This window comes from Mycobacterium sp. SMC-4, from assembly GCF_025263265.1.
In the GTDB taxonomy this organism is placed as follows: domain Bacteria; phylum Actinomycetota; class Actinomycetes; order Mycobacteriales; family Mycobacteriaceae; genus Mycobacterium.
Map to the genome: position 1 here is coordinate 171,951 of NZ_CP079869.1, position 18,921 is coordinate 190,871.

The 18,921-nt window shown below is 68.2% G+C and carries 15 protein-coding genes; 8 read left to right on the forward strand and 7 right to left on the reverse strand.

Features of this window, described 5'->3' with window-relative positions:
• Positions 1 to 82: 82 nt before the first annotated feature.
• A complete protein-coding gene (locus tag KXD98_RS00890) occupies positions 83 to 2,995 on the reverse strand; it encodes an MMPL family transporter (RefSeq protein ID WP_260761436.1) in 2,913 nt (970 codons plus the stop codon).
• A 257-nt stretch (positions 2,996 to 3,252) separates the two neighbouring features.
• On the opposite strand from KXD98_RS00890, the gene KXD98_RS00895 reads away from it, so the two are divergent.
• The 4 genes from KXD98_RS00895 to KXD98_RS00910 all read left to right on the forward strand — a co-directional run bounded on the left by KXD98_RS00895 (position 3,253) and on the right by KXD98_RS00910 (position 6,380).
• The gene (locus tag KXD98_RS00895; protein WP_260761437.1) at positions 3,253 to 3,735 is read left to right on the forward strand and encodes a hemophore; all 483 of its coding nucleotides are present in this window, start codon (positions 3,253 to 3,255) and stop codon (positions 3,733 to 3,735) included.
• Positions 3,736 to 3,860: 125 nt separating this feature from the next.
• Positions 3,861 to 4,253, forward strand: coding sequence for a heme-binding protein (locus KXD98_RS00900; protein ID WP_260761438.1), 393 nt, complete (start codon positions 3,861 to 3,863; stop codon positions 4,251 to 4,253).
• Positions 4,254 to 4,339: 86 nt separating this feature from the next.
• Positions 4,340 to 5,008 (forward strand): response regulator transcription factor, encoded by a 669-nt coding sequence (locus KXD98_RS00905; RefSeq protein ID WP_260761439.1) that lies wholly within the window; start codon positions 4,340 to 4,342, stop codon positions 5,006 to 5,008.
• Between the two features lie 22 nt (positions 5,009 to 5,030).
• On the forward strand, positions 5,031 to 6,380 hold the full coding sequence (locus KXD98_RS00910; RefSeq protein ID WP_260761440.1) for a HAMP domain-containing sensor histidine kinase: 1,350 nt from the start codon (positions 5,031 to 5,033) through the stop codon (positions 6,378 to 6,380).
• Here the strand turns inward: KXD98_RS00910 and KXD98_RS00915 are convergent.
• Both KXD98_RS00915 and KXD98_RS00920 read right to left on the reverse strand, forming a co-directional pair.
• A complete protein-coding gene (locus tag KXD98_RS00915) occupies positions 6,357 to 6,743 on the reverse strand; it encodes a DUF3054 domain-containing protein (protein WP_260761441.1) in 387 nt (128 codons plus the stop codon). The two genes, KXD98_RS00910 and KXD98_RS00915, sit on opposite strands and share 24 nt — an antisense overlap.
• A 10-nt stretch (positions 6,744 to 6,753) precedes the next feature.
• The gene (locus tag KXD98_RS00920) at positions 6,754 to 7,884 is read right to left on the reverse strand and encodes a YbhN family protein (RefSeq protein ID WP_260761442.1); all 1,131 of its coding nucleotides are present in this window, start codon (positions 7,882 to 7,884) and stop codon (positions 6,754 to 6,756) included.
• A 77-nt stretch (positions 7,885 to 7,961) separates the two neighbouring features.
• Here KXD98_RS00920 and KXD98_RS00925 point away from each other — a divergent pair, with 77 nt between their 5' ends.
• Positions 7,962 to 9,119, forward strand: coding sequence for an AI-2E family transporter (locus tag KXD98_RS00925; protein ID WP_260761443.1), 1,158 nt, complete (start codon positions 7,962 to 7,964; stop codon positions 9,117 to 9,119).
• A gap of 18 nt (positions 9,120 to 9,137) precedes the next feature.
• On the opposite strand, the gene KXD98_RS00930 is transcribed toward KXD98_RS00925, so the two are convergent.
• The 3 genes from KXD98_RS00930 to trmB all read right to left on the reverse strand — a co-directional run bounded on the left by KXD98_RS00930 (position 9,138) and on the right by trmB (position 13,697).
• Positions 9,138 to 12,107 (reverse strand): MMPL family transporter, encoded by a 2,970-nt coding sequence (locus tag KXD98_RS00930; protein ID WP_260761444.1) that lies wholly within the window; start codon positions 12,105 to 12,107, stop codon positions 9,138 to 9,140.
• A 73-nt stretch (positions 12,108 to 12,180) separates the two neighbouring features.
• Positions 12,181 to 12,930 (reverse strand): NYN domain-containing protein, encoded by a 750-nt coding sequence (locus KXD98_RS00935; RefSeq protein WP_260761445.1) that lies wholly within the window; start codon positions 12,928 to 12,930, stop codon positions 12,181 to 12,183.
• Positions 12,927 to 13,697, reverse strand: coding sequence for a tRNA (guanosine(46)-N7)-methyltransferase TrmB (trmB, locus tag KXD98_RS00940; RefSeq protein ID WP_260761446.1), 771 nt, complete (start codon positions 13,695 to 13,697; stop codon positions 12,927 to 12,929). Before trmB ends, KXD98_RS00935 begins: the two co-directional genes overlap by 4 nt.
• Positions 13,698 to 13,808: 111 nt before the next feature.
• Between trmB and KXD98_RS00945 the strand changes: the two genes are divergently transcribed.
• The 3 genes from KXD98_RS00945 to KXD98_RS00955 all read left to right on the forward strand — a co-directional run bounded on the left by KXD98_RS00945 (position 13,809) and on the right by KXD98_RS00955 (position 18,258).
• Positions 13,809 to 14,849, forward strand: coding sequence for a hypothetical protein (locus KXD98_RS00945; RefSeq protein WP_260761447.1), 1,041 nt, complete (start codon positions 13,809 to 13,811; stop codon positions 14,847 to 14,849).
• Entirely contained in the window at positions 14,846 to 16,225 is a 1,380-nt protein-coding gene (locus tag KXD98_RS00950; RefSeq protein WP_260761448.1) for a hypothetical protein, read from the forward strand. Before KXD98_RS00945 ends, KXD98_RS00950 begins: the two co-directional genes overlap by 4 nt.
• Positions 16,226 to 16,437: 212 nt before the next feature.
• Entirely contained in the window at positions 16,438 to 18,258 is a 1,821-nt protein-coding gene (locus KXD98_RS00955) for a phosphoenolpyruvate carboxykinase (GTP) (protein WP_260761449.1), read from the forward strand.
• A gap of 16 nt (positions 18,259 to 18,274) precedes the next feature.
• Here KXD98_RS00955 and KXD98_RS00960 read toward each other — a convergent pair whose 3' ends face one another.
• A complete protein-coding gene (locus tag KXD98_RS00960) occupies positions 18,275 to 18,823 on the reverse strand; it encodes a TetR/AcrR family transcriptional regulator (protein ID WP_260761450.1) in 549 nt (182 codons plus the stop codon).
• Positions 18,824 to 18,921 lie beyond the last annotated feature (98 nt).

Sequence of the window (18,921 nt, forward strand, 5' to 3'; positions counted from 1 at the left end):
GACACCTCGCCGCGGCCAGCCGCAGCGAAGGCTTTGTCGGGGTCTGCGCCTCGTATGTCCCCCGTCACCTCAGGGGCCACCGTCACCTCGCTTCCTCCAGCATTGCCACCGCCACCGACAAGCAGCGCTGCCTGACCTTCGCCCACTGCGCTTCCGCGTCGGCGCCCGATGTTGCCAGGTCGGGCCCGTCGGCAGGGGCCGGGTCGGCCAGCCGGCGCACCATCTGGGTGGCCACCCAGTGGTCGCGTGCCGGTTGCCCACAGTAGTACCGGTCCATGCCCGCGAGCACTTCCGCCGCGGTCTGGACGTCCATCGAGTCGATCAAATCGGAGAACTCGGCGTAGTCGCGACTGCTGTTGCGCTGCATCATCAGGAAGCCTTTCAGCCGCAGGGTTTCCGCGCCGGTGGGAATCTGCAGGCGGTCGCCGGTGGGCAGCAGCACATGGGTGGTCTCCAGCGGGGCTCTGCGGGTCAGCAGGCGATCGGCATCGGTCGTGGTGTCGGCCACCCGCAGCGCGTCGAGCGCGACATCGAGCCGCCCGCGCCACATCGTGACCGGGTGTTTGGGCAACTTCACCGCGACGGTCTTGCCGTGGGCCCGGTTGCCGATCGTCGCCGGCACCCGGCCCTCGCTGCGCAACCGGCCGGGGACCAGCTTGCCGCACGGCTGGCAGCCGCTGAAGGCCAGCGGGTCGGCAACGGTGATTGCCTGCGGCACAAGTGTTTTGAGCTTGGCTGCGGATTTCACCACGGTACGCAGGTCGGCACCAGACGGTGCCAGGGCAGAGATGTCGTCGGGAATGATGATCAGATCGCCGATGTCGGCCTTGGGCAGCGGCTTCTCGAAATCGACCGACGGAAGTATGCGGTCCAGCCAGCGCGGCAGCCACCAGTTCCACTCGTCGAACATCGCCATCAGGGCGGGCACCAGCACCAGTCGCACCACCGTGGCGTCCACCGCGATCGCGACCGCCGAGGCCACGCCCATCTGGGCGACCAGCGGCATTCCGGCGAACGCGAACCCGACGAACACCGCGATCATGATCAGCGCCGCACTGGTGATGGTCCGCGCACTGGTCGACACGCCGTAGGCGACGGCGTCGCGGGTGTTTCCGGTCTGCAGGAACCGCTCCCGGATTCGGGTGAGCAGGAAGATCTCGTAGTCCATCGACAGCCCGAAGGTCAGCGCCAGCACCAGCGGCGGGATCGTGCTGTCCAGCGACGACAGCGGTTCGAACCCGAGGCCCGACAGCCAGCCCCACTGGAAGACGACGACCAGGCTGCCGTAGGCCGCGGCCACCGACAGCACGGTCATCAACACGCCCTTGAGCGCCAGGAACACCGACCGGATGGCGATCAGCAGCATCACGAATGCGATCAGCGCCACGAAGACGAACACCATCGGCTGGGTGGTGGAGACCCGGTCGTCGAAGTCCTTGATCAGCGCGGTCGGTCCGCCGACGTCGATCTCGGCCCGCTCACCGGCCACCGGCGGCAACTGTTCGCGCAGCCACGCCACGGTCTCGCGGGCACCCATGTCCTCCGGATCGACCGACAGCACCACCGACAGCAGCGCGATCCGGTAGTCGGTCCCGAACACCGGCGGGCTCACCGACACCGCGTTGGGGGCCTGGGCCATCCGCTGCCGGATCTCATCGAGAAGCGGCTGCTTGGCCGGCGCCGACGCTTCAGTGCCCTCCGGGAACGTCACGAGCACCCGCACCGGCCCCAGCGCGCCGGGGCCCAGCGCGTCGGCTGCCGCGTTGACACCACCGCGGATCTCATGGGTCGGCTCGAACTGCCGCTGCATGCTGTTGCCGAGTTCCATCGAGAACGCCGGTGCGGCGAACATCAGCAGCAGCGTGGTGGCGGCCAGCGCCGAAGCCCACGGCCGGCGCATCACCCAGCCGATCCAGCGGGTCCAGAACCGGGACTGGGTCGCCTCGCCGCGGCGGCTCCATTGCAGATACGACGACCGGCGGGCGGCCCGGCGGCCGAACGTGGCCAGCACCGCCGGCGTCAGCGTCGTCGAGGTCAGCACGGCGACCGCGACCGCCAGGATCGCGCCGGTGGCCATCGACTCCAGCACCGGGGTGTTGATCAGGTACAGCCCGGTGACCGACGCGATCACCGTCAGACCGGACAGTACGACAGCCAGTCCGGAGGTCGCCATCGCCGCGTCGGCGGCGTCGTCGGGTTCTCGGCCGGCGCGCAACTCCTCCCGATAGCGCATCAGGATGAACAGCGAATAGTCGATCGCCACAGCAATGCCGAACATCGAGACCGTCGACGTGACGAACACCGACATGGTCATGTACATCGACAACACGAACACCATGCCCATCGTCACCACGACGGTGCAGATGCCCAGCAGCAGCGGCATCGCCGCCGCGGCCAGCGAACCGAACACCGCCAGCAGGATCAGCAGGACGATCGGGAAGTTCCACTTCTCGGCCTGTGCGATGTCGTGTTTGGTGGCCAGCGATGCGGCGGCGCCGAGCGCTCCCTGGCCGATGACGTAGAGCCGCACCTTGCCGTTCGCGGTCTCGCCGGGCTCGTCGCCGTCGATGCCCACGCGTTCCCGCAACTGGTTGGCGATGTCGACCGCACCGGTGTTCTCGAAATCCAGCTGCAACATCACGACGTAGGGGCGGTCCGGCTGCGGCGGGGGTTGCTGAGGACTCGGCATCACGGCGACGCTGGGCACTTCCGCGGCGATGCGCTCCAGGTGCGCAACGGCGCTGTTCATGTCGTCGAACGACGCGTCGGGTCGCGGCGCCGCCACCAGGGCCAGCGCCGACGCGCCCTCTTCGGGGAATTGCGCTTCCAGCTGGTGCTGCACGTACAGCGACTGCGAACCCGCGACCTCGAACCCACCGCCGGTCAGATGACCGGAGTGGTTCATCGCCAGGTACACCGACGGCACCAGCAGCAACACCCACACCGCGAACACCGCCCAGCGGAATCTGCGCAGAGTGCTGCTCACGCGAATCATGAACTGCTGGATGGAAGGCCCCGCTTTCTGCCTGGCGATTCGTAGCGAGAGCGTACAGCAGCTTCCGGTAGGGTGTCGGCCCCCTTGAGGGCTCCCGGAATTGCCTCACCGCGCTCTGGCGAAAGACCGTCCGGCGGCCGCGCTGGTGCACTGTGCTGTGTCGATGGCAGGATGGCAACCACGGTCGGGGAGGCTTTGCTGCTGATCGCAACGGGTTCGCCGGGCAGCGTGTGTTGGCGAACCGTGAGGAGTTCGTCATGAAATCGATTCGACCTGCCCGCCGGTTGCTCTCGCGCGCGGGATTGGCCGCCGGCTGTGGTGCGGTGGTGGTGGCCGGATCGGCACTGCCGACCGCGGTGGCCGCACCGGATCCCTGCGCGGCCAGTTCGATCGCCAAGACCGTCGGCATGGTGGCCGTGCACACCGGCAACTACCTCGACGCCAACCCCGAAACCGATCAGACGTTGACTGCGATCTCGCAGCAACAGAGCGGACCGGAGTCGGTTGCCGCGCTGAAGGCCTACTTCGACGCGAACCCTGCGGTGGCCTCCGACCTGCAGAAACTGCAGCAGCCGCTGACGTCGCTGTCGGGCCGCTGCGGGCTGCCGATCAACGTGCCGCAGGTCCTGGGCCTGCTCCAGACCGCTGCGCAGAACCCCGCCGCAGGCGCGCCGGCCGAGGCGGTAGCCCACCCGGTGAGCCCGGTGACACCGCCCGGGCCGGTGGTATCGGGGCGCTGACCGGCACCGGCATTCCGGCGCAAGCCGAGAAAGTTCACTGTCGTTCTGCTTAGCTTCCCTAGGATGGTCTCGACCGGTGACCGTTCCAGGTGCCCGGCTGCCATTCCGTCGATAAAGGAGCGTGAATGTTGTTTCCGGCCTCTACTGCACGTCGACTTGCCGTTGGGGCGCTGAGCGCAGGCGCATGCGCCGGCGCCATGCTGTTCGGTGCGCTGCCCACCGCCGTCGCCCAGCCTGACCCGCCCAACTGCACGGCCGCCGACTTCTCCGGGGTCGCCGCTGGGGTGTCCGCATCTTCGTCGGCCTACCTGTTCACCCATCCTGAGGTCAACGCGTTCTTCACCGACCTGCACGGTCTGCCGCGCAACGAGATCCACGAGAAGGTCGTCGATTACATGAATGCCAACCCGCAGGTGCGGGACGAGCTGACGGCCATCCGTGCGCCCTTGCACGATCTCAAGCACCGCTGCGGCTTCACTCCCGAGACGCTTGACACGCCGGACGATTACACGTCCTAAGTCCGGTGCGAGACAGGGTGGACACTCCGCCCGCTCGCAGGGGGGAGTCGTCCACCGCTGACGGCAGTGCGAGTCGGACGGTGTTGATGGTTGACGACGACCCCGACGTTCGGACCTCGGTGGCGCGCGGTCTGCGCTTGTCGGGGTTCGACGTCCGGGTCGCCGCCACAGGTAAGGAAGCGCTGCGCCTGCTGGCCGGCGAAACCCATGACGCGTTGGTGCTCGACGTGCAGATGCCCGAACTCGACGGTGTCGCGGTGGTGACCGCGCTGCGCGCGCTGGGCAACGACATTCCGATCTGCGTGCTGTCGGCTCGCGACACCGTCAACGACCGCATCGCCGGGTTGGAAGCCGGGGCCGACGACTACCTGACCAAGCCGTTCGACCTCGGTGAGTTGGTGGCCCGGCTGCATGCACTGCTGCGCCGGGCCCACCATTCCTCTCCGAGTTCGGACAGCATCACGGTGGGTTCGTTGACCATCGACACCGCGCGGCGCCTGGTTTTCATGGCCGGGGAGCGGGTGGACCTGACCAAGCGCGAGTTCGACCTGCTGGCTGCGCTGGCCGACAATGCCGGGGTGGTGCTGTCCCGGCAGCGGCTGCTGGAGCTGGTGTGGGGCTACGACTTCGACGTCGACACCAACGTCGCCGATGTGTTCGTGTCCTATCTGCGGCGCAAACTCGAGCGCGACGGTCAGCCTCGGGTGATCCACACCGTGCGCGGTATCGGCTACGTGCTGCGCGCAGAGCCGTGACGGTCGCCTCCAGGCGGCACCGGTGAGGCTGCCGCAGTTGCTGCGCTCGGCCTCGTTGCGAACCCGCGTCGCCGTTGCCTCAGCTGCGGCGGCCGCTGCGGTGGTCGCCGCATTCACCATCCTCACCTCGGTGGTGTTGGCCAGCAACGACGCAGCGCAGCTGGACCGGCGTCTCGACGCCATCGTCGACGCCAGCATGTTCCCCGATCAGCTGGCGGATCCGCGCCGTGGCGTGCTGCAGACCGGCCGCTCGGAATCGTCGGGTCAGGTGGTGTTCCAGCGAGGTTTCCAGCTGCCGCCGCTACCGCCGGGCACCGAGAACGTGATGGTCAACGACGTCGAGTACCGGGTGCGCACCATCGAGGTCGACCGCAACGAGGGCGTGCTGATCTCGATCGGAATCCGCGCCGACAGCATCCTGCTCAACCCGGCCCGGGTTCCGCTCTACATCGGAGTCGGCGTGCTGACCGTGTTGTTCGCCGCGTTGCTGGGCTGGCTGCTGGCCGGACCGGCGATCCGGCCGCTGCGGCGGCTGACCGAACACACCAAACGACTCGGCAAGGGCGCCGAACAGATCCCGGCGGTGCACGGGGTGCGCGAGGCCGAGGAACTGTCCGAGGCGATGAGCGCGATGCTGGAACGGCTGGCCGCCGCGCAGCAGGCGACGACGAACTCGTTGCAGGCCGCGCAGGACTTCGCCGCCAATGCCGCGCACGAGCTGCGTACACCGCTGACCGCGATGCGCGCCGACCTCGACACCTTGCGCATCCACGATCTGCCCGACGACGAACGGGCCGAGGTGGTGGCTGATCTGGGGCGCGCCCAGCGCCGGGTCGAAGCCATCATCACCGCACTCGGTCAGCTGGCCTCTGGCCAGCTCGCGCAGCTCGAAGACCGTGAAGTTATCGACGTGACCGACATGCTCGACCGGGTGGCGCGGGAGAACATGAGGGTCAACCGCGACGTCGACATCGAGATCCACGCCGCCGAGGATCTCGGGACCGTCCTGGGCTGGCCCGGCGGGTTGCGCCTGGCGGTGGACAACCTGGTCCGCAACGCGATCACCCACGGACAGGCGACCCGCATCGTGCTGACCGCCCGGCGCCAGGACGTGGTGACCATCGTCGTCGACGACAACGGGCGGGGGCTGCCGGCCGACGAACACCGCACCGTGCTGGGCCGGTTCGCCCGCGGGAGCAACGCCGCCCCGGGCGGATCAGGTCTGGGGCTTGCGTTGGTCGCTCAGCAAGCCGAACTGCATGGCGGCACCGTGGAGCTCTCCGACGGCCCCCTCGGCGGCCTCAGGGTCACTCTGACCGTCACGACAAACCCTGCACCCCAACAGGATTCAGGCGCCGACTGGCCGGCGTGACCGGCGCGCGAGCAACTGTGCCACCGCCCGCCACCCCAGTAGCAGCAGCGCGGTGGACAGCGACGCCACGACGATGAAGCTCACCGCGGTGCCCGCCGAGGTGGCCTTGCGCAGCAGCATGCCCACGGCCACGGTGGCCACCCACACCACGATCCCGGTGGGGGCCAACGAGGTTGGTCGTCGCCAGCCGCGGGCGAGCAGCCATCCCACCGCGGTCCCGCACAGGAATGGCCACGCCGTTTCGGCGATGCCGCCGATACTGAGCCCTTCGGCATGGCTGCGGCGACCGATGGTGCAGAACACCACCACGCAGACCACGTCAGCGGCGAAGGCGGCAGCCGCGCTACGGCGTACAGACGACATGAGCCCGAGGCTATCGCCTCACCGGTTGGTCCGGCGGGTGCGGTGCCTCCGGGTCCGGGCTGAACAACACCGACACCGCAGTCGGCGGCGCGGCCGAACCCGAATCGGGGTCGATGGTGCTTTCGGTCCGGAACATGAAGAAGAACATCACCCAGCCGATGAGGGAGATGAAGATCCAGCTGATCAGGCGGTAGACCAGCATCGCCGAGATCGCCGCGGCCAGCGACATACCGCTGGACACCAGCCCGGGCACCAGCACTGCTTCGACCACCAGCAGACCGCCGGGCATCAACGGGATCGAGCCCACTGCGCGAGCCGCGGCGTAGGCGACTGTCACGCCGGCCAGCGAGGGGTGACCGCCGACCGCGTAGCAGGCGAACAGCAGGCATGCCACGTCGGCGACCCAGTTGAACAACGACCAACTGAACGCCTCACCGAGGTCGCGTCGGCCCAGTTGCACCGACTTGATCTGGGTCAGGATCTCCCGCCACTTCGCCAGCCCGGTGTCGGTGGCCTTGCCGCGGGCCCAATTGACCCATGCCAACACCCGCGCCCCGATACCGTCGATGAGCTCCGGGCGGCCGGCCACGGCCTGGGCAAGCAGGATCAGCGCGAGGAAACCGCCGAGCGAGAAGATCAGCGACAGCGGGTTCTCACCGGCGCCGAGCAGGAAAGCACCGCCGAGGCCGAGCAACGCCAGACCGATGATCTGCAGCACACCCGACATCACCAGCTGCCAGGACGCCACCAGCGGTGAGGCGCCCCAGAGGCGCTGCTGACGGTAGATGAACGTCGCCGAGAGCACCGGTCCGCCGGGCAGCGTCGTCGACAGTGCGTTACCGGCGTAAAACGCTGCCTCCGAACGCCATTGGCGCACCGGTACGCCTGCCGAACGCAACAGGGTCCGCTGGATCTGCGCGAAGCTGTGCATCGACGCCAGCGCGGCCAGTGCCGCAGCCAACACCCACAGCGGGTCCGCGGTGTAGAGGCTGCGCCAGGCCTTGGCGAGTTGGTCCCGCACCAGCGCGATCTCGACGGTCAGCACGATGACTGCGACCGCTATCAGAGCCCAGCGCACCCACCAGTACTTGCCCCGGGCGGGGCGGCTGGCGGTCGGCGCGACGCCGGCGTGGTCGGACACGCCCCACAGGATAAAACGCCGACGGTCCGATTCCGCGGTTACGAATCAGGATCTGAGCAGGCCGTTACGCTACCGGAATGTCTGCCGGCGCCTCGTCCGATACCCGCCGCCCCGAGGAGTCGGTGAGTCCTCTGGTGCGCAAAGCCGCGGCCTGGTCGTGGCGGCTGTTGGTGATCCTCGGTGCTGTCGTCGCACTGCTGTGGCTGATCCTGCGGCTGGAGGTGCTGACGGTTCCGTTGGTGCTGGCCACCATCCTGGCCGCGCTGTTGATGCCGGTGGTGGACTTCCTCGACCGCCGGGGCGCCCCGCGCGGCGCGGCAGTGGCGCTGGTGCTGCTCACCGGGTTCGCCGTGTTCGGCGGGCTACTGACCTTCGTGGTCAACCAGTTCATTCAAGGCGTGCCGGACCTGTTCGCCAAGGTCAGCACCAGCATCGATGGCCTGGGCGCCTGGTTGACCGACGGCCCACTCGGTGTCAGCCCGCAACAGATCAATCAGGCGCGCGAATCTGCCATCGAAGCGTTGAGCAACAACCAGGAGCGACTCACCACCGGCGCGCTGTCGACCGCAGGCACCATCACCGAGATCGTCACCGGCGCGCTGCTGATGCTGTTCACCCTGATCTTCCTGCTCCACGGCGGGCGCAACATCTTTGCCTACGTCACCCAGGTCTTTCCGGTCCACGTTCGGGCCCGGGTCCGCGACGCCGGTCGTGCCGGCTTCCGGTCACTGATCGGCTATGTGCGAGCAACATTCCTCGTCGCGCTCGTCGATGCCGTGGGCATCGGAGTCGGCCTGGCCATCATGGGGATTCCGCTGGCGCTCCCGCTGGCGTCGCTGGTGTTCCTGGGTGCGTTCGTGCCACTGGTCGGCGCGGTGGTCACCGGGTTCCTCGCGGTCATCGTCGCGTTGATCGCCAAAGGCTGGATCTATGCGCTGATCACGTTCGGGCTGATCATCGCGGTACAGCAGCTCGAGGGCCATGTCCTGCAGCCGCTGGTGATGGGCCGGGCCACGTCGATCCACCCGCTGGCGATCGTGCTGGCGATCGCCGGTGGCGCGGTGCTCGCCGGCATCGTCGGCGCGTTGCTGGCGGTGCCGGCGCTGGCCTTCATCAACAGTGTCACCCGGGTGCTGATCGCCGACGATCCGGCGCAGGAGGAAGCCGAGCAGGAAGCCGACGACGGACCCATCGTCGCAGCCGAACCCGACGTCGTGGACAAGCCCGCCGAATAGCGCTGCGCAACAGCGCCGCTACAGCCGACCTTCCCGGCGCAGCAGTTCCTGAGCGCTCAGCCCGTTACTGCCGCGGTCCTCCGAACGCGTGTTGAGCTTCTCGGTCGCGGCGTCGGCGTCGCCCTTGCGCTGGGTCGGGATGGCCCGGGTTTCCTCGGCGTCGTCGTCGGACTCACCGGGACGCGCCACCGGCATCGCGGTGGTGGGCTCGTTGGCCCCCGGCTCCGGCATGGACCGGGTGGGCTCGGCCGACGGCCGCGGCGGTGGGCTCTGGGAACCCTGCGAACCCGAGCCCCGCAGGTCACCCAACCAGGATTCGATCTCACGCTGCTCGCGCTGTTGGCGCGGCGGCGCCGGCGGTGCCGGCGCCTCGGGCGGCGTCGACTTCTGTGCCCGCTGGGAGACGCTGCTGACGGCGTTGCGCACGGTGTTGAGCGCGGCGGTCTTGGCCGCCGACAGCCGGGTCGTCTGCGGCTCCTCCTCGGCAGTCGGGCCGGGGCGAGCGGGGTCGCGGGAGATACGGGTGGTGCCGGCCGCCGACGGATCACCGCCGCCTTGGGGGATCCGGGTGGTCACCCCGCCCGGCGGCACCCGTTGGGGCATCGGCCGACCAGGGTCGTGCGGAGGTCGCGGCGGCCGCATCGCCGGCGGACCGCCGACACCGACCAGCGCCTCGGCCGGCGCCGTCTCGCGGACCGTCGGACGTTTGCGCTCGTCGGGCAGTTCGGTCTCGCCGAGGCCCAGCTTGTCCTGGACGCGCTTCATCCAGCGCGGCGCCCACCAGCAGTCGTCGCCGAGCAGGCGCATGACCGACGGCACCAGGAACATACGCACGATCGTGGCGTCCAGCAGCAGGGCGATCAGCAGACCGAACGCCAGGTACTTCATCATCACCAGGTCGGAGAACACGAACGCGCCCGCAACCACGGCCAGCACCAGCGCGGCTCCGGTGATGAGCCGGCCGGTGGTGGCGGTACCGATGCGAATGGCTTCCGCCGTCGACATCCCACGTTCGCGCGCCTCGACCATGCGAGAGACCAGGAACACCTCGTAGTCGGTCGACAGACCCCAGATCACCGCGATGATCAGGCCGATCATCGGTGCCATCAGCGGCTGGGGCGTGTAGTTCATGACCCCGGACCCGTGACCCACCACGAACATGAAGGTCAAGATGCCCATGGTCGAGCCCAAGGTCAGAGCGCTCATCAGGGCGGCCTTGATCGGCAACACGATCGACCCGAACGCCAGGAACATCAGGATTGTGGTGGTGATGATCAGCACGACCACCATCAGCGGCAGCTTGTCGAACAGGCTGTGAATACTGTCCTGTTCCAACGCGGGGGTGCCACCGACGGAGATCTCGACACCCCGGGGCGGCTGGATAGATCGGAGCTCCTCGATCTTCTGGGATGCCTCGTTGCGGTTCTCCAAGCCGTTCTGGATCACCCGGACCGCCGGATCCTCGGTGCCCCCCTCCTGGACGGAACGTTCCTGCCACATCTCGTTGGGGTCGTTGTCGGGCACGATGAACCCGGTCACCGTCATGGCCTTGGCGCGGATCTCGGCGAGCTGCTGGTCGGTGACCGGCTCACCGTCCGGGCGTTCGACCACCAGGGTCAACGGTTCGGTGCGGAACGTCGGGAAGGTGCTGTCGAATTCCTCCTGCGCGAGTCGGACGCCGTTGTCGGGCGGTAGATATTTCTCGCTGATGCCACCCAGGGACAGCTGACCCAACGGGATGATCAGCAGGATCATCAACACCAGAATCGGGGTGGCGAACGCTATCGGTCGCTTCATCACGACGTTGACGAGCTTGCCCCAGAAGCCCTTCTCGACCTCGGCACGGGTCTTGGTCTTCTGGGTCTTCTCGGCCAGCCACTCCAGGTAGACCCGCATCGGCTTCCAGTTGCGGAAGAACGGCACCCGCAGCAGCGTGCGCACCCCGAGTGCGTCGACGTTGCGGCCGAGGATGCCCAGCGCCGCGGGCAGTACGGTGACCGACAGGATCGCCGCGAGCATGACCGAGGCGATGATCGCGTAGGTGATCGACTTCAGGAAGCCCTGCGGGAACAGCAGCAGCGGAACCGAGGACGCCACCAGGATGACGGCCGAGAACATGATCGTCCGGCCCGACGTCATCACCGCCCGTCTGACCGCGGTTTCGGTGTCGTAGCCCTCGGCGATCTCCTCCCGGAAGCGGCTCACCATGAACAAGCCGTAGTCGACCGCGATGCCCAGCCCCATCAGCGTCACCACCGGCTGGGCGAAGAAGTGCACCGGCATGAACTCAGCGGTGAAACGCATGATGCCCAGCGCGCCGGCGATGGTCAGGCCGCCGATCAGGCCCGGCAACGCGGCCGCGACCACACCGCCGAACACGAAGAACAACACGACGCAGACCAGCGGGATGGCCGCCACCTCCGCACGCCGCTGGTCTTCCCCGATGGTGCCGGTGAGTTCGCTGGCCAGCGGGTTGAGCCCGGCCAATGCGATGTTGCCGTCGTTGATCTGTTTCAGGTCGGGCTCGATGGCCTGATAGTTCCTCAGGATCTCGTCGTCGCCGTCGCCCTGCAGCGGGATGCTGATGAAGGTCTTGGAACCGTCAGCAGTCTTCATCTGCTGCACTGTCTCGATCGTGCTGTCGGGTGCACGCAGCCAACCGACCCAGCTGACGATCTCGTCTTCATGGTTGGTGACCAGGGTGTTCAGCTCGTCGGTGACCTCGGCGATCCACTCCGGGTCTTCGACCGTCTGACCTTCCGGCGGCGTGAGGATCGCCACGACGTGACTCGTGCGATCGCGGCCGTAGACCTCGTCGGAAATCACTGACGCGTGGACTGACTCACTGCCGTCGTCGTAGAAACCGCTCTGCGTGACGTGCTGTCCCAGACTGATGCCGTAGACGCCGCCGCCCAGGCACAGTGCGACCATGACACCGATGACGATGTATCGGTACTGGTACACCGTTCGACCCCACCAGGCGAACACGTTTTAACTCCTAACCATCTTCGACACTTCGTGCCATCGGCCCGCGCATGTCGGGAAACCAGGCTTCACTTTTCTAGACACGCGAGGCCAATAGCGAGGACAGCGGCCGGAATGGCTGCAGCCAAGCGCCCTGCTCGGGTAGTGAGTCAAGGCCGATCCGCGGTAGCGGTTCCCGGAAGACGCCTTCGATGTCCTCCAGGTCGACGAACTCCAAGGTATCCGACGCTAACGCCCAACTGGCATGTTCACGAAATCCGAGGACCGCAACCGCGACGTCGTCGCGGGCGATGTCTTCCAGCGTCGTTCGGAAGGCCTGACCATCGGCCGAGGCCACCAGCAGCCCGGCCAGCCCCTCGCTGTAGCGCAGCGCAATGTGGTCGAGCATGTCGGAGTCGACGTCGCTGTCCTCGTCGATCTTGGGTTTGGCGAACACCGCGAAGCCGACGTTGCGCAAGGCCTCCACCCACGGACGGACCACTTCGGCACTGCCCGGCGCGATGTTGGTGAACACACACGCCTCGGGTTCCAGCGAGACGGCTTGGCCGTCGGCGCGGCGTTGCGCCGACAGTTCGGCGGTTCGGGCGAGCAGCCAGCGGCCCAGGGCGTCGAACCGCGGCCGGTGTGCGGCAGTGGGTCGTCCGCCCAGAATCGAGCCGAGACCCATGTCCAGGTTGGGGGCGTCCCAGATGAGCAGGACACGGTGCACGTGCGCGGGTGGTGGCGAGGCGCCGGTGTCGTCGACCGCACCGGGACTGGTGGACTCGTCGGGGGTCGGCAGGTCATCGACGTCGGAGATGGCCGAAAGGTTCTCGGTGATGCTCATGTTCTCTCCCAGAGCAGTTCGGCCACGGTGGGACCGGCGAGGGCCTTGCGCTCGTACTTGGTCACCGGCCGGGCCACCGAGATGGGAAGGTCCGCGATGGCTGGATCGTCCACGCTGATCCGGCGCAGCCGCGGTTCGCTGTCTCCGACCTCGGCGATGTGCTCGGCGTAACCGAGGTGATCGGTGGCCGCGTGCAGGATGCCGCCTGGCTTGAGTCGATCGGCGATCAACGCGACGGTGTCGGGCTGCAGCAACCGACGCTTGTGGTGGCGGGCCTTGGGCCACGGGTCGGGGAAGTACACGCGCACCCCGGCCAGCGACGCCGTGGTGAACATGTGGGTGAGGACATCGACCCCGTCGCCGCGGATCAGCCGGATATTGGAGGTGGAGGTCCGGTCGATCGCGCCGAGCAGCTGTGCCAGTCCCCGCCGGTACACCTCGACGGCGACCACGTCGATGTGGGGTTCAGCCTGTGCCATGGCCAACGTCGACGTGCCCGTTCCGCATCCGATCTCCAGCACCACCGGGGCGTGGCGGCCGAACCAGGCGTCGGTGTCGAGCAGACTCGCCGGCTGGTCCCCGTCGCGTGCCTGGGCGCCCAGGCTGGGCCAGAGCCGGTCCCAGGTCGCCTGCTGGTTGTCCGAGATGGTGGAACGCCGGGCACGGAAGCTGGTGACCCGGCGCGGGAAACGCGGAGAAGATTCCGACGGTGCCGGCGCAGCGGCCACCTCAGAATCCCTCACATGCATCCGTCCATCGTCGCTCATCAACGCGTCGCTCCCCGCATCGTGTTACAGATTGATACCCAACAGTTGCCTACTGCCCCTTGACCACCGGATACCCGCGGCACAACAAGTGTCGGGAGCGGTCCCGAACAGGTGTCAGGATCACAGTGGGGGACCGGGTCGGCCGGTCCCGCCCGGTCGGGTCGGAGGGCACTCATCTTCTTCGAGGTATTGGCGGAGTTCGCCGCGACGACGCAGGATCCGCGCGTCGCGGCCGTCCACCGGCGCTACGACGTTCCCGCCAGGGTAGCCGTGCGGGGACGGCCGGGGGTCGGTCGTCACACCGTCGCGGCGGCATTGGCTGCCGCGGGTGTGACGGTGGCCGGCCCGGGCCCCGCCGAGGACCCACCCGATGTGACCGTGGTGGTGGTCGCCGAAACCGCCAAACCGGAGGACCTCGCGCTGCTGCGGGACGGCGGTCCGGCGCTGATGGTGCTCAACAAGGCCGACCTCGGCGGGGCCGGGGCGGGTGGACCGGTCACTGCCGCGCAGCACCACGCTGCCGAGCTGGCCGCGCGGCTGCGGTGCGACGTCGTGGCGATGGTGGCCCATCTGGCGGTTGTCGATCTCGACGAGACGCTTCTCGCGGCGCTGCGGTCACTGATCGACGAGCCCGCTGACATGACGTCGGTCGACGCCTTCGTCGCCTCGGATCATCGGCTGGCTCCCGCCGTGCGTGCGCAGCTGCTGGCCGCGCTGGACCGGTTCGGACTCGCCCATGCCGTGCTCGGGGTGGCCGACGGCGCCACGGCGCCGACGCTCACGACCCGGCTGCGCGCACTCAGCGGTGTGCAGCAGGTTGTCGCTGCGCTGGAAACGGCTACCGCGCCGCTGCGCTACCACGCGATCTGTGCCGCGCAGCGCGAGCTGCGACTGCTCGCGGCGCGCACCGGCGACGAGGACCTCGAGCAATTCCTGCGCGGTGACGATGTCGTCATCGCGGCGATGGCAGCGGCCGTCGACGTGGTGCACGCGGCCGGAATCGACGTCGACCGGGGTACCGACCGGGCAGCGCACCTGCGCCGCGCCGTGTACTGGCGGCGCTACGCGCGCGGGCCTGTCGACCGGCTCCACGCCGCGTGCGCCGCCGACATCAGCCGCGGCTCGCTGCGTCTGCTGGCCGGGACATCATGACCGGATTCGACATGTCCGGATTCGATGACGAACCACCCAGCGTGGTGCGCCGCGATGTGGTGCTGGTGGCGGGTCCGCCACGGGCCGGGTCCAGTGCGGTGCTGAGTCGGCTGCGGGAGCGGCTACCCGGGCACCGGTTCGTCGGCGCAGCCGAGGTCGAGGCCCACCAGGCGCCCGTCGCTGTGGTGTTCGTCGTCTCGGCCGTCGCACCGGCCACCGAATCCGACCGCGCGCTGGCACGTCGCCTCACCCGGCACACCGCCGCCGTCCTCGCCGTTGTTGCCAAGATCGACGACCATCGGCACTGGGCCGCGGTGCTCGGGGCCGCTCGCGATGCGTTCCCCGACCATGTCGCGTGGGTCGGCGCGGCCGCCGCGCCCCGCCTCGGCCCGCCCCGGGTCGACGAACTGGTCGCGGCGGTGTCCGAGATGCTCGCCGACCCGGCGCTGGCCACCCGCAACCGTCTGCAGGCCTGGCATTCTCACCTCGCCGAGGAGCTGTCCCGGGGCCGGACCACAGCCGCGCAGCGGTATGCGGGTATCGAGGCGTTGCAGCAGCTGCGCCGGGATCTGGTGCGGGAGCACCGACGGGCGCGTGCTCAGCAGGTGATCAGCCATCGGGAGCAGGTGGCTCAGGCCCGGCTGACGCTGATGGCCGTCGCGCGGGCCCGGTGCGCGTCGATGCACGCCGAACTGTCCGCCCGTGCGGGGCAGGCCGCCCGGCGCGACGTCGGTGAGATCGTCGGCTGCGTCCCCGCTGCCTGCGCAGTCGTCCTCGCCGACATCGACGAACAGATCAGTGCCGAGCTGGCCGACTTAGCCGCGGCGCAGACCGACACGATGCCGCCTCCGGGGCTGGAGCTGCCCGCACCGCTGATGCAGTGCCGGCAGCTGGAAACCCGGTTGATGACGGTGCTGGGTGCCGGTTTCGGACTGGGCGTGGCCTTGGCGCTGAGTCGGCTGCTGACCGGCCTGGCCCCGCAGGCGACGGCCGCGGCACTGGTGGCCGGTCTGGTCGCGGGCGGTGCGGTCACCGTATGGGTGGTGCGCACCCGGGCCCTGCTGCACGACCGCGTGGTGCTGCAACGTTGGGTTCAGCAGGCCGCGCATGCGCTGCGCGGCGCGTCCGAGGAACGGGTGGCGGCCCGCGTGCTGGCCGTCGACACCGCGGTCGCGACGGCACTGGCTCGCCAGGATGTCGAGCGGGCCGCCCGGTGCTCCGAGATCGATGCGCAACTGCGCGACCATCGGCGCCGAGCGGAGCGGGCCGAGGCGCAAGAGCAGCGCGCGGCCGCCGCGCTGCAGTCCCGGCTGAACACGGTCGCTGGGCTGCGGTCGCGGGCCGATGCGACCACCCCACCGGTTACCCGTCGGTAGCTGTGGCCTACGCCAGGCAACTGTCGGGCATCTGAATCGGTCCTGTGAGTGATCGGACACGGTCCTGGTTTACCGCGGGTGTGTCACCCGCGTTAACCTCGTAGTCAGGGGACAGTTCGCCGATGCCGCCGATGTCGGTGTTTTCCGAAATCAATCCGGTTTCCGGCGTTCTGTCAGATGCTTCGCAGGAAAGTGCAGGGAGACGAGACAGCATGACCGCAGCGACCATTCCGGGATTGGATTCCGCACCGACCAAGCACGAAGGCCTGCTGGCCTGGGTTCGCGAAGTGGCCGAGCTGACGCAGCCCGAGCGCGTGGTGTTCACCGACGGCTCCGAGCAGGAGTGTGCCCGGCTGACCCAGCAGCTCGTCGACGCCGGCACCTTCCAGAAGCTCAACGAGGACAAGCAGCCGAACTCGTACCTGGCGTTGTCAGACCCGTCCGACGTCGCCCGCGTCGAATCGCGCACCTTCATCTGCAGCGAGCGTGAGATCGACGCCGGGCCCACCAACAACTGGATGGACCCCGCCGAGATGCGCAGCCTCATGACCGAGCTCTACCGCGGCTGTATGCGTGGCCGCACCATGTATGTGGTGCCGTTCTGCATGGGCCCGCTGGAAGCCGAGGACCCCAAGCTCGGTGTCGAGATCACCGACTCCGAGTACGTCGTGATCTCGATGCGCACCATGACCCGGATGGGTAAGGCTGCGCTGGACAAGATGGGTACCGACGGCTTCTTCGTCAAAGCCCTGCACTCGCTTGGCGCGCCCCTTGAGGACGGTGAGCAGGACGTCCCGTGGCCGTGCAACGACACCAAGTACATCACCCACTTCCCGGAGACCCGCGAGATCTGGAGTTACGGCTCCGGCTACGGCGGCAACGCGCTGCTGGGTAAGAAGTGCTACTCGCTACGCATCGCCTCGGCGATGGCCCACGACGAGGGCTGGCTGGCCGAGCACATGCTGATCCTCAAGCTGATCTCGCCGGAGAACAAGGCCTACTACATTGCCGCGGCGTTCCCGTCGGCGTGTGGCAAGACCAACCTGGCGATGCTGCAGCCGACCATCCCCGGCTGGCGCGCCGAAACCGTCGGTGACGACATCGCCTGGATGCGGTTCGGCAAGGACGGCCGGCTCTACGCGACCAACCCGGAGTTCGGGTTCTTCGGCGTCGCGCCGGGCACCAACTGGGACTCGAACCCGAACGCGATGAAGACCATCGCCAAGGGCAACACCGTGTTCACCAATGTCGCCAAGACCGATGACGGTGACGTGTGGTGGGAGGGCCTGGAGGGCGAACCCGATCACCTGATCGACTGGAAGGGCCAGGACTGGGTCCTGCGTGAGACCGAAACCAAAGCCGCACACCCGAACTCGCGCTACTGCACGCCGATCTCGCAGTGCCCGACGCTGGCTCCGGAGTGGGACGACCCGCAAGGAGTGCCGATCTCGGCGATCCTGTTCGGCGCGCGTCGCAAGACCACCGTTCCGCTGGTCACCCAGGCCAACGACTGGCAGCACGGTGTGTTTATCGGCGCCACCATGGGTTCGGAGCAGACCGCGGCCGCCGAGGGCAAGGTCGGCACCGTGCGCCGTGACCCGATGGCCATGCTGCCGTTCCTGGGCTACAACGTCGGCGACTACTTCCAGCACTGGATCGACATCGGCAAGAACGCCGACGAGTCGAAGATGCCGAAGATCTTCTTCGTCAACTGGTTCCGCCGCGGCGACGACGGCCGCTTCCTGTGGCCGGGCTTCGGCGAGAACAGCCGGGTGCTCAAGTGGGTCATCGAACGGATCGAGGGCAAAGCCAACGGCAATTCCACCCCGATCGGTGTGGTGCCCGGGGCCGCCGACCTCGACCTGGAGGGCCTGGATGTGGACTCGGCCGATGTCGACGCCGCGCTGGCGGTCAACGCTGAGGAATGGCGTCAGGAGATCCCGCAGATCGAGGAGTGGTTCGAGTTCGTCGGCGAGAAGCTGCCGACCGGAATCAAGGACGAGTTCGACGCCCTCAAGGAACGCCTGGGCTGAGGTTCTCTGGGCCCCGTCACGCGATGATCGCGCGCGCCACCGTGGCCCCGACCTCCTCGTCGCTGAGGTTGCTGAACTCGATCAAGGTGTGCGACAGCACCGTTCGTACCATCACCTCGGCGGCTTGAGCCGCGCTCACCCGCAACCGGGTCACGGCGACGGCCGGTGCGACCAGCGATGCCACGGTCTGGACGAGATCCATCCGGGAACCCCCGACCGCAAGGACAGCCTGCAGCAGCCAGTGCGGTTCGTGATCGCGGACATAACGGAACGCGGCGTGGTCGCGCAGATACCGCATCGCTGAGACCACGATCGCTGCGATCACCTCGAGCGGGTCGGCGGTCACGTCCACGCCGGACTGCACTGCGGCCAGCATCAACTCGATCTCGTGCTGGGCCAGGGCGCCGATCAACCCGTCCTTGTCGCCGAACTCCCGATACACCGTGGCGCGCGAGACACCCGCGTGTGCGGCCACCTGGCTGAGCGTCAATGCATCGACACCGCCCTCGCAGACCAGGACCAGCGCGGAGCGCAGCAGCGCGTCGAACGACCGGGTCGTAGGCATCACCGGCATTTTTACCTCAGCGGACCCGGTGAGGGCCCATTGACGGACCGGCCGGGCTGAGACTAACTTTGAATTCAGTCTCAGTAGTGGAGGAGGGT

Bases quoted from the DNA above. Each gene is read 5' to 3' on its own strand.
- KXD98_RS00905 (WP_260761439.1), top strand. From the start codon at position 4,340: ATGGTTGACGACGACCCCGACGTTCGGACCTCGGTGGCGCGCGGTCTG.
- trmB (WP_260761446.1), bottom strand. From the start codon at position 13,697: ATGAGCGACGATGGACGGATGCATGTGAGGGATTCTGAGGTGGCCGCT.
- KXD98_RS00960 (WP_260761450.1), bottom strand. From the start codon at position 18,823: ATGCCTACGACCCGGTCGTTCGACGCGCTGCTGCGCTCCGCGCTGGTC.
- KXD98_RS00950 (WP_260761448.1), top strand. From the start codon at position 14,846: ATGACCGGATTCGACATGTCCGGATTCGATGACGAACCACCCAGCGTG.
- KXD98_RS00890 (WP_260761436.1), bottom strand. From the start codon at position 2,995: ATGATTCGCGTGAGCAGCACTCTGCGCAGATTCCGCTGGGCGGTGTTC.
- KXD98_RS00955 (WP_260761449.1), top strand. From the start codon at position 16,438: ATGACCGCAGCGACCATTCCGGGATTGGATTCCGCACCGACCAAGCAC.
- KXD98_RS00900 (WP_260761438.1), top strand. From the start codon at position 3,861: ATGTTGTTTCCGGCCTCTACTGCACGTCGACTTGCCGTTGGGGCGCTG.
- KXD98_RS00925 (WP_260761443.1), top strand. From the start codon at position 7,962: ATGTCTGCCGGCGCCTCGTCCGATACCCGCCGCCCCGAGGAGTCGGTG.
- KXD98_RS00935 (WP_260761445.1), bottom strand. From the start codon at position 12,930: ATGAGCATCACCGAGAACCTTTCGGCCATCTCCGACGTCGATGACCTG.
- KXD98_RS00895 (WP_260761437.1), top strand. From the start codon at position 3,253: ATGAAATCGATTCGACCTGCCCGCCGGTTGCTCTCGCGCGCGGGATTG.
- KXD98_RS00915 (WP_260761441.1), bottom strand. From the start codon at position 6,743: ATGTCGTCTGTACGCCGTAGCGCGGCTGCCGCCTTCGCCGCTGACGTG.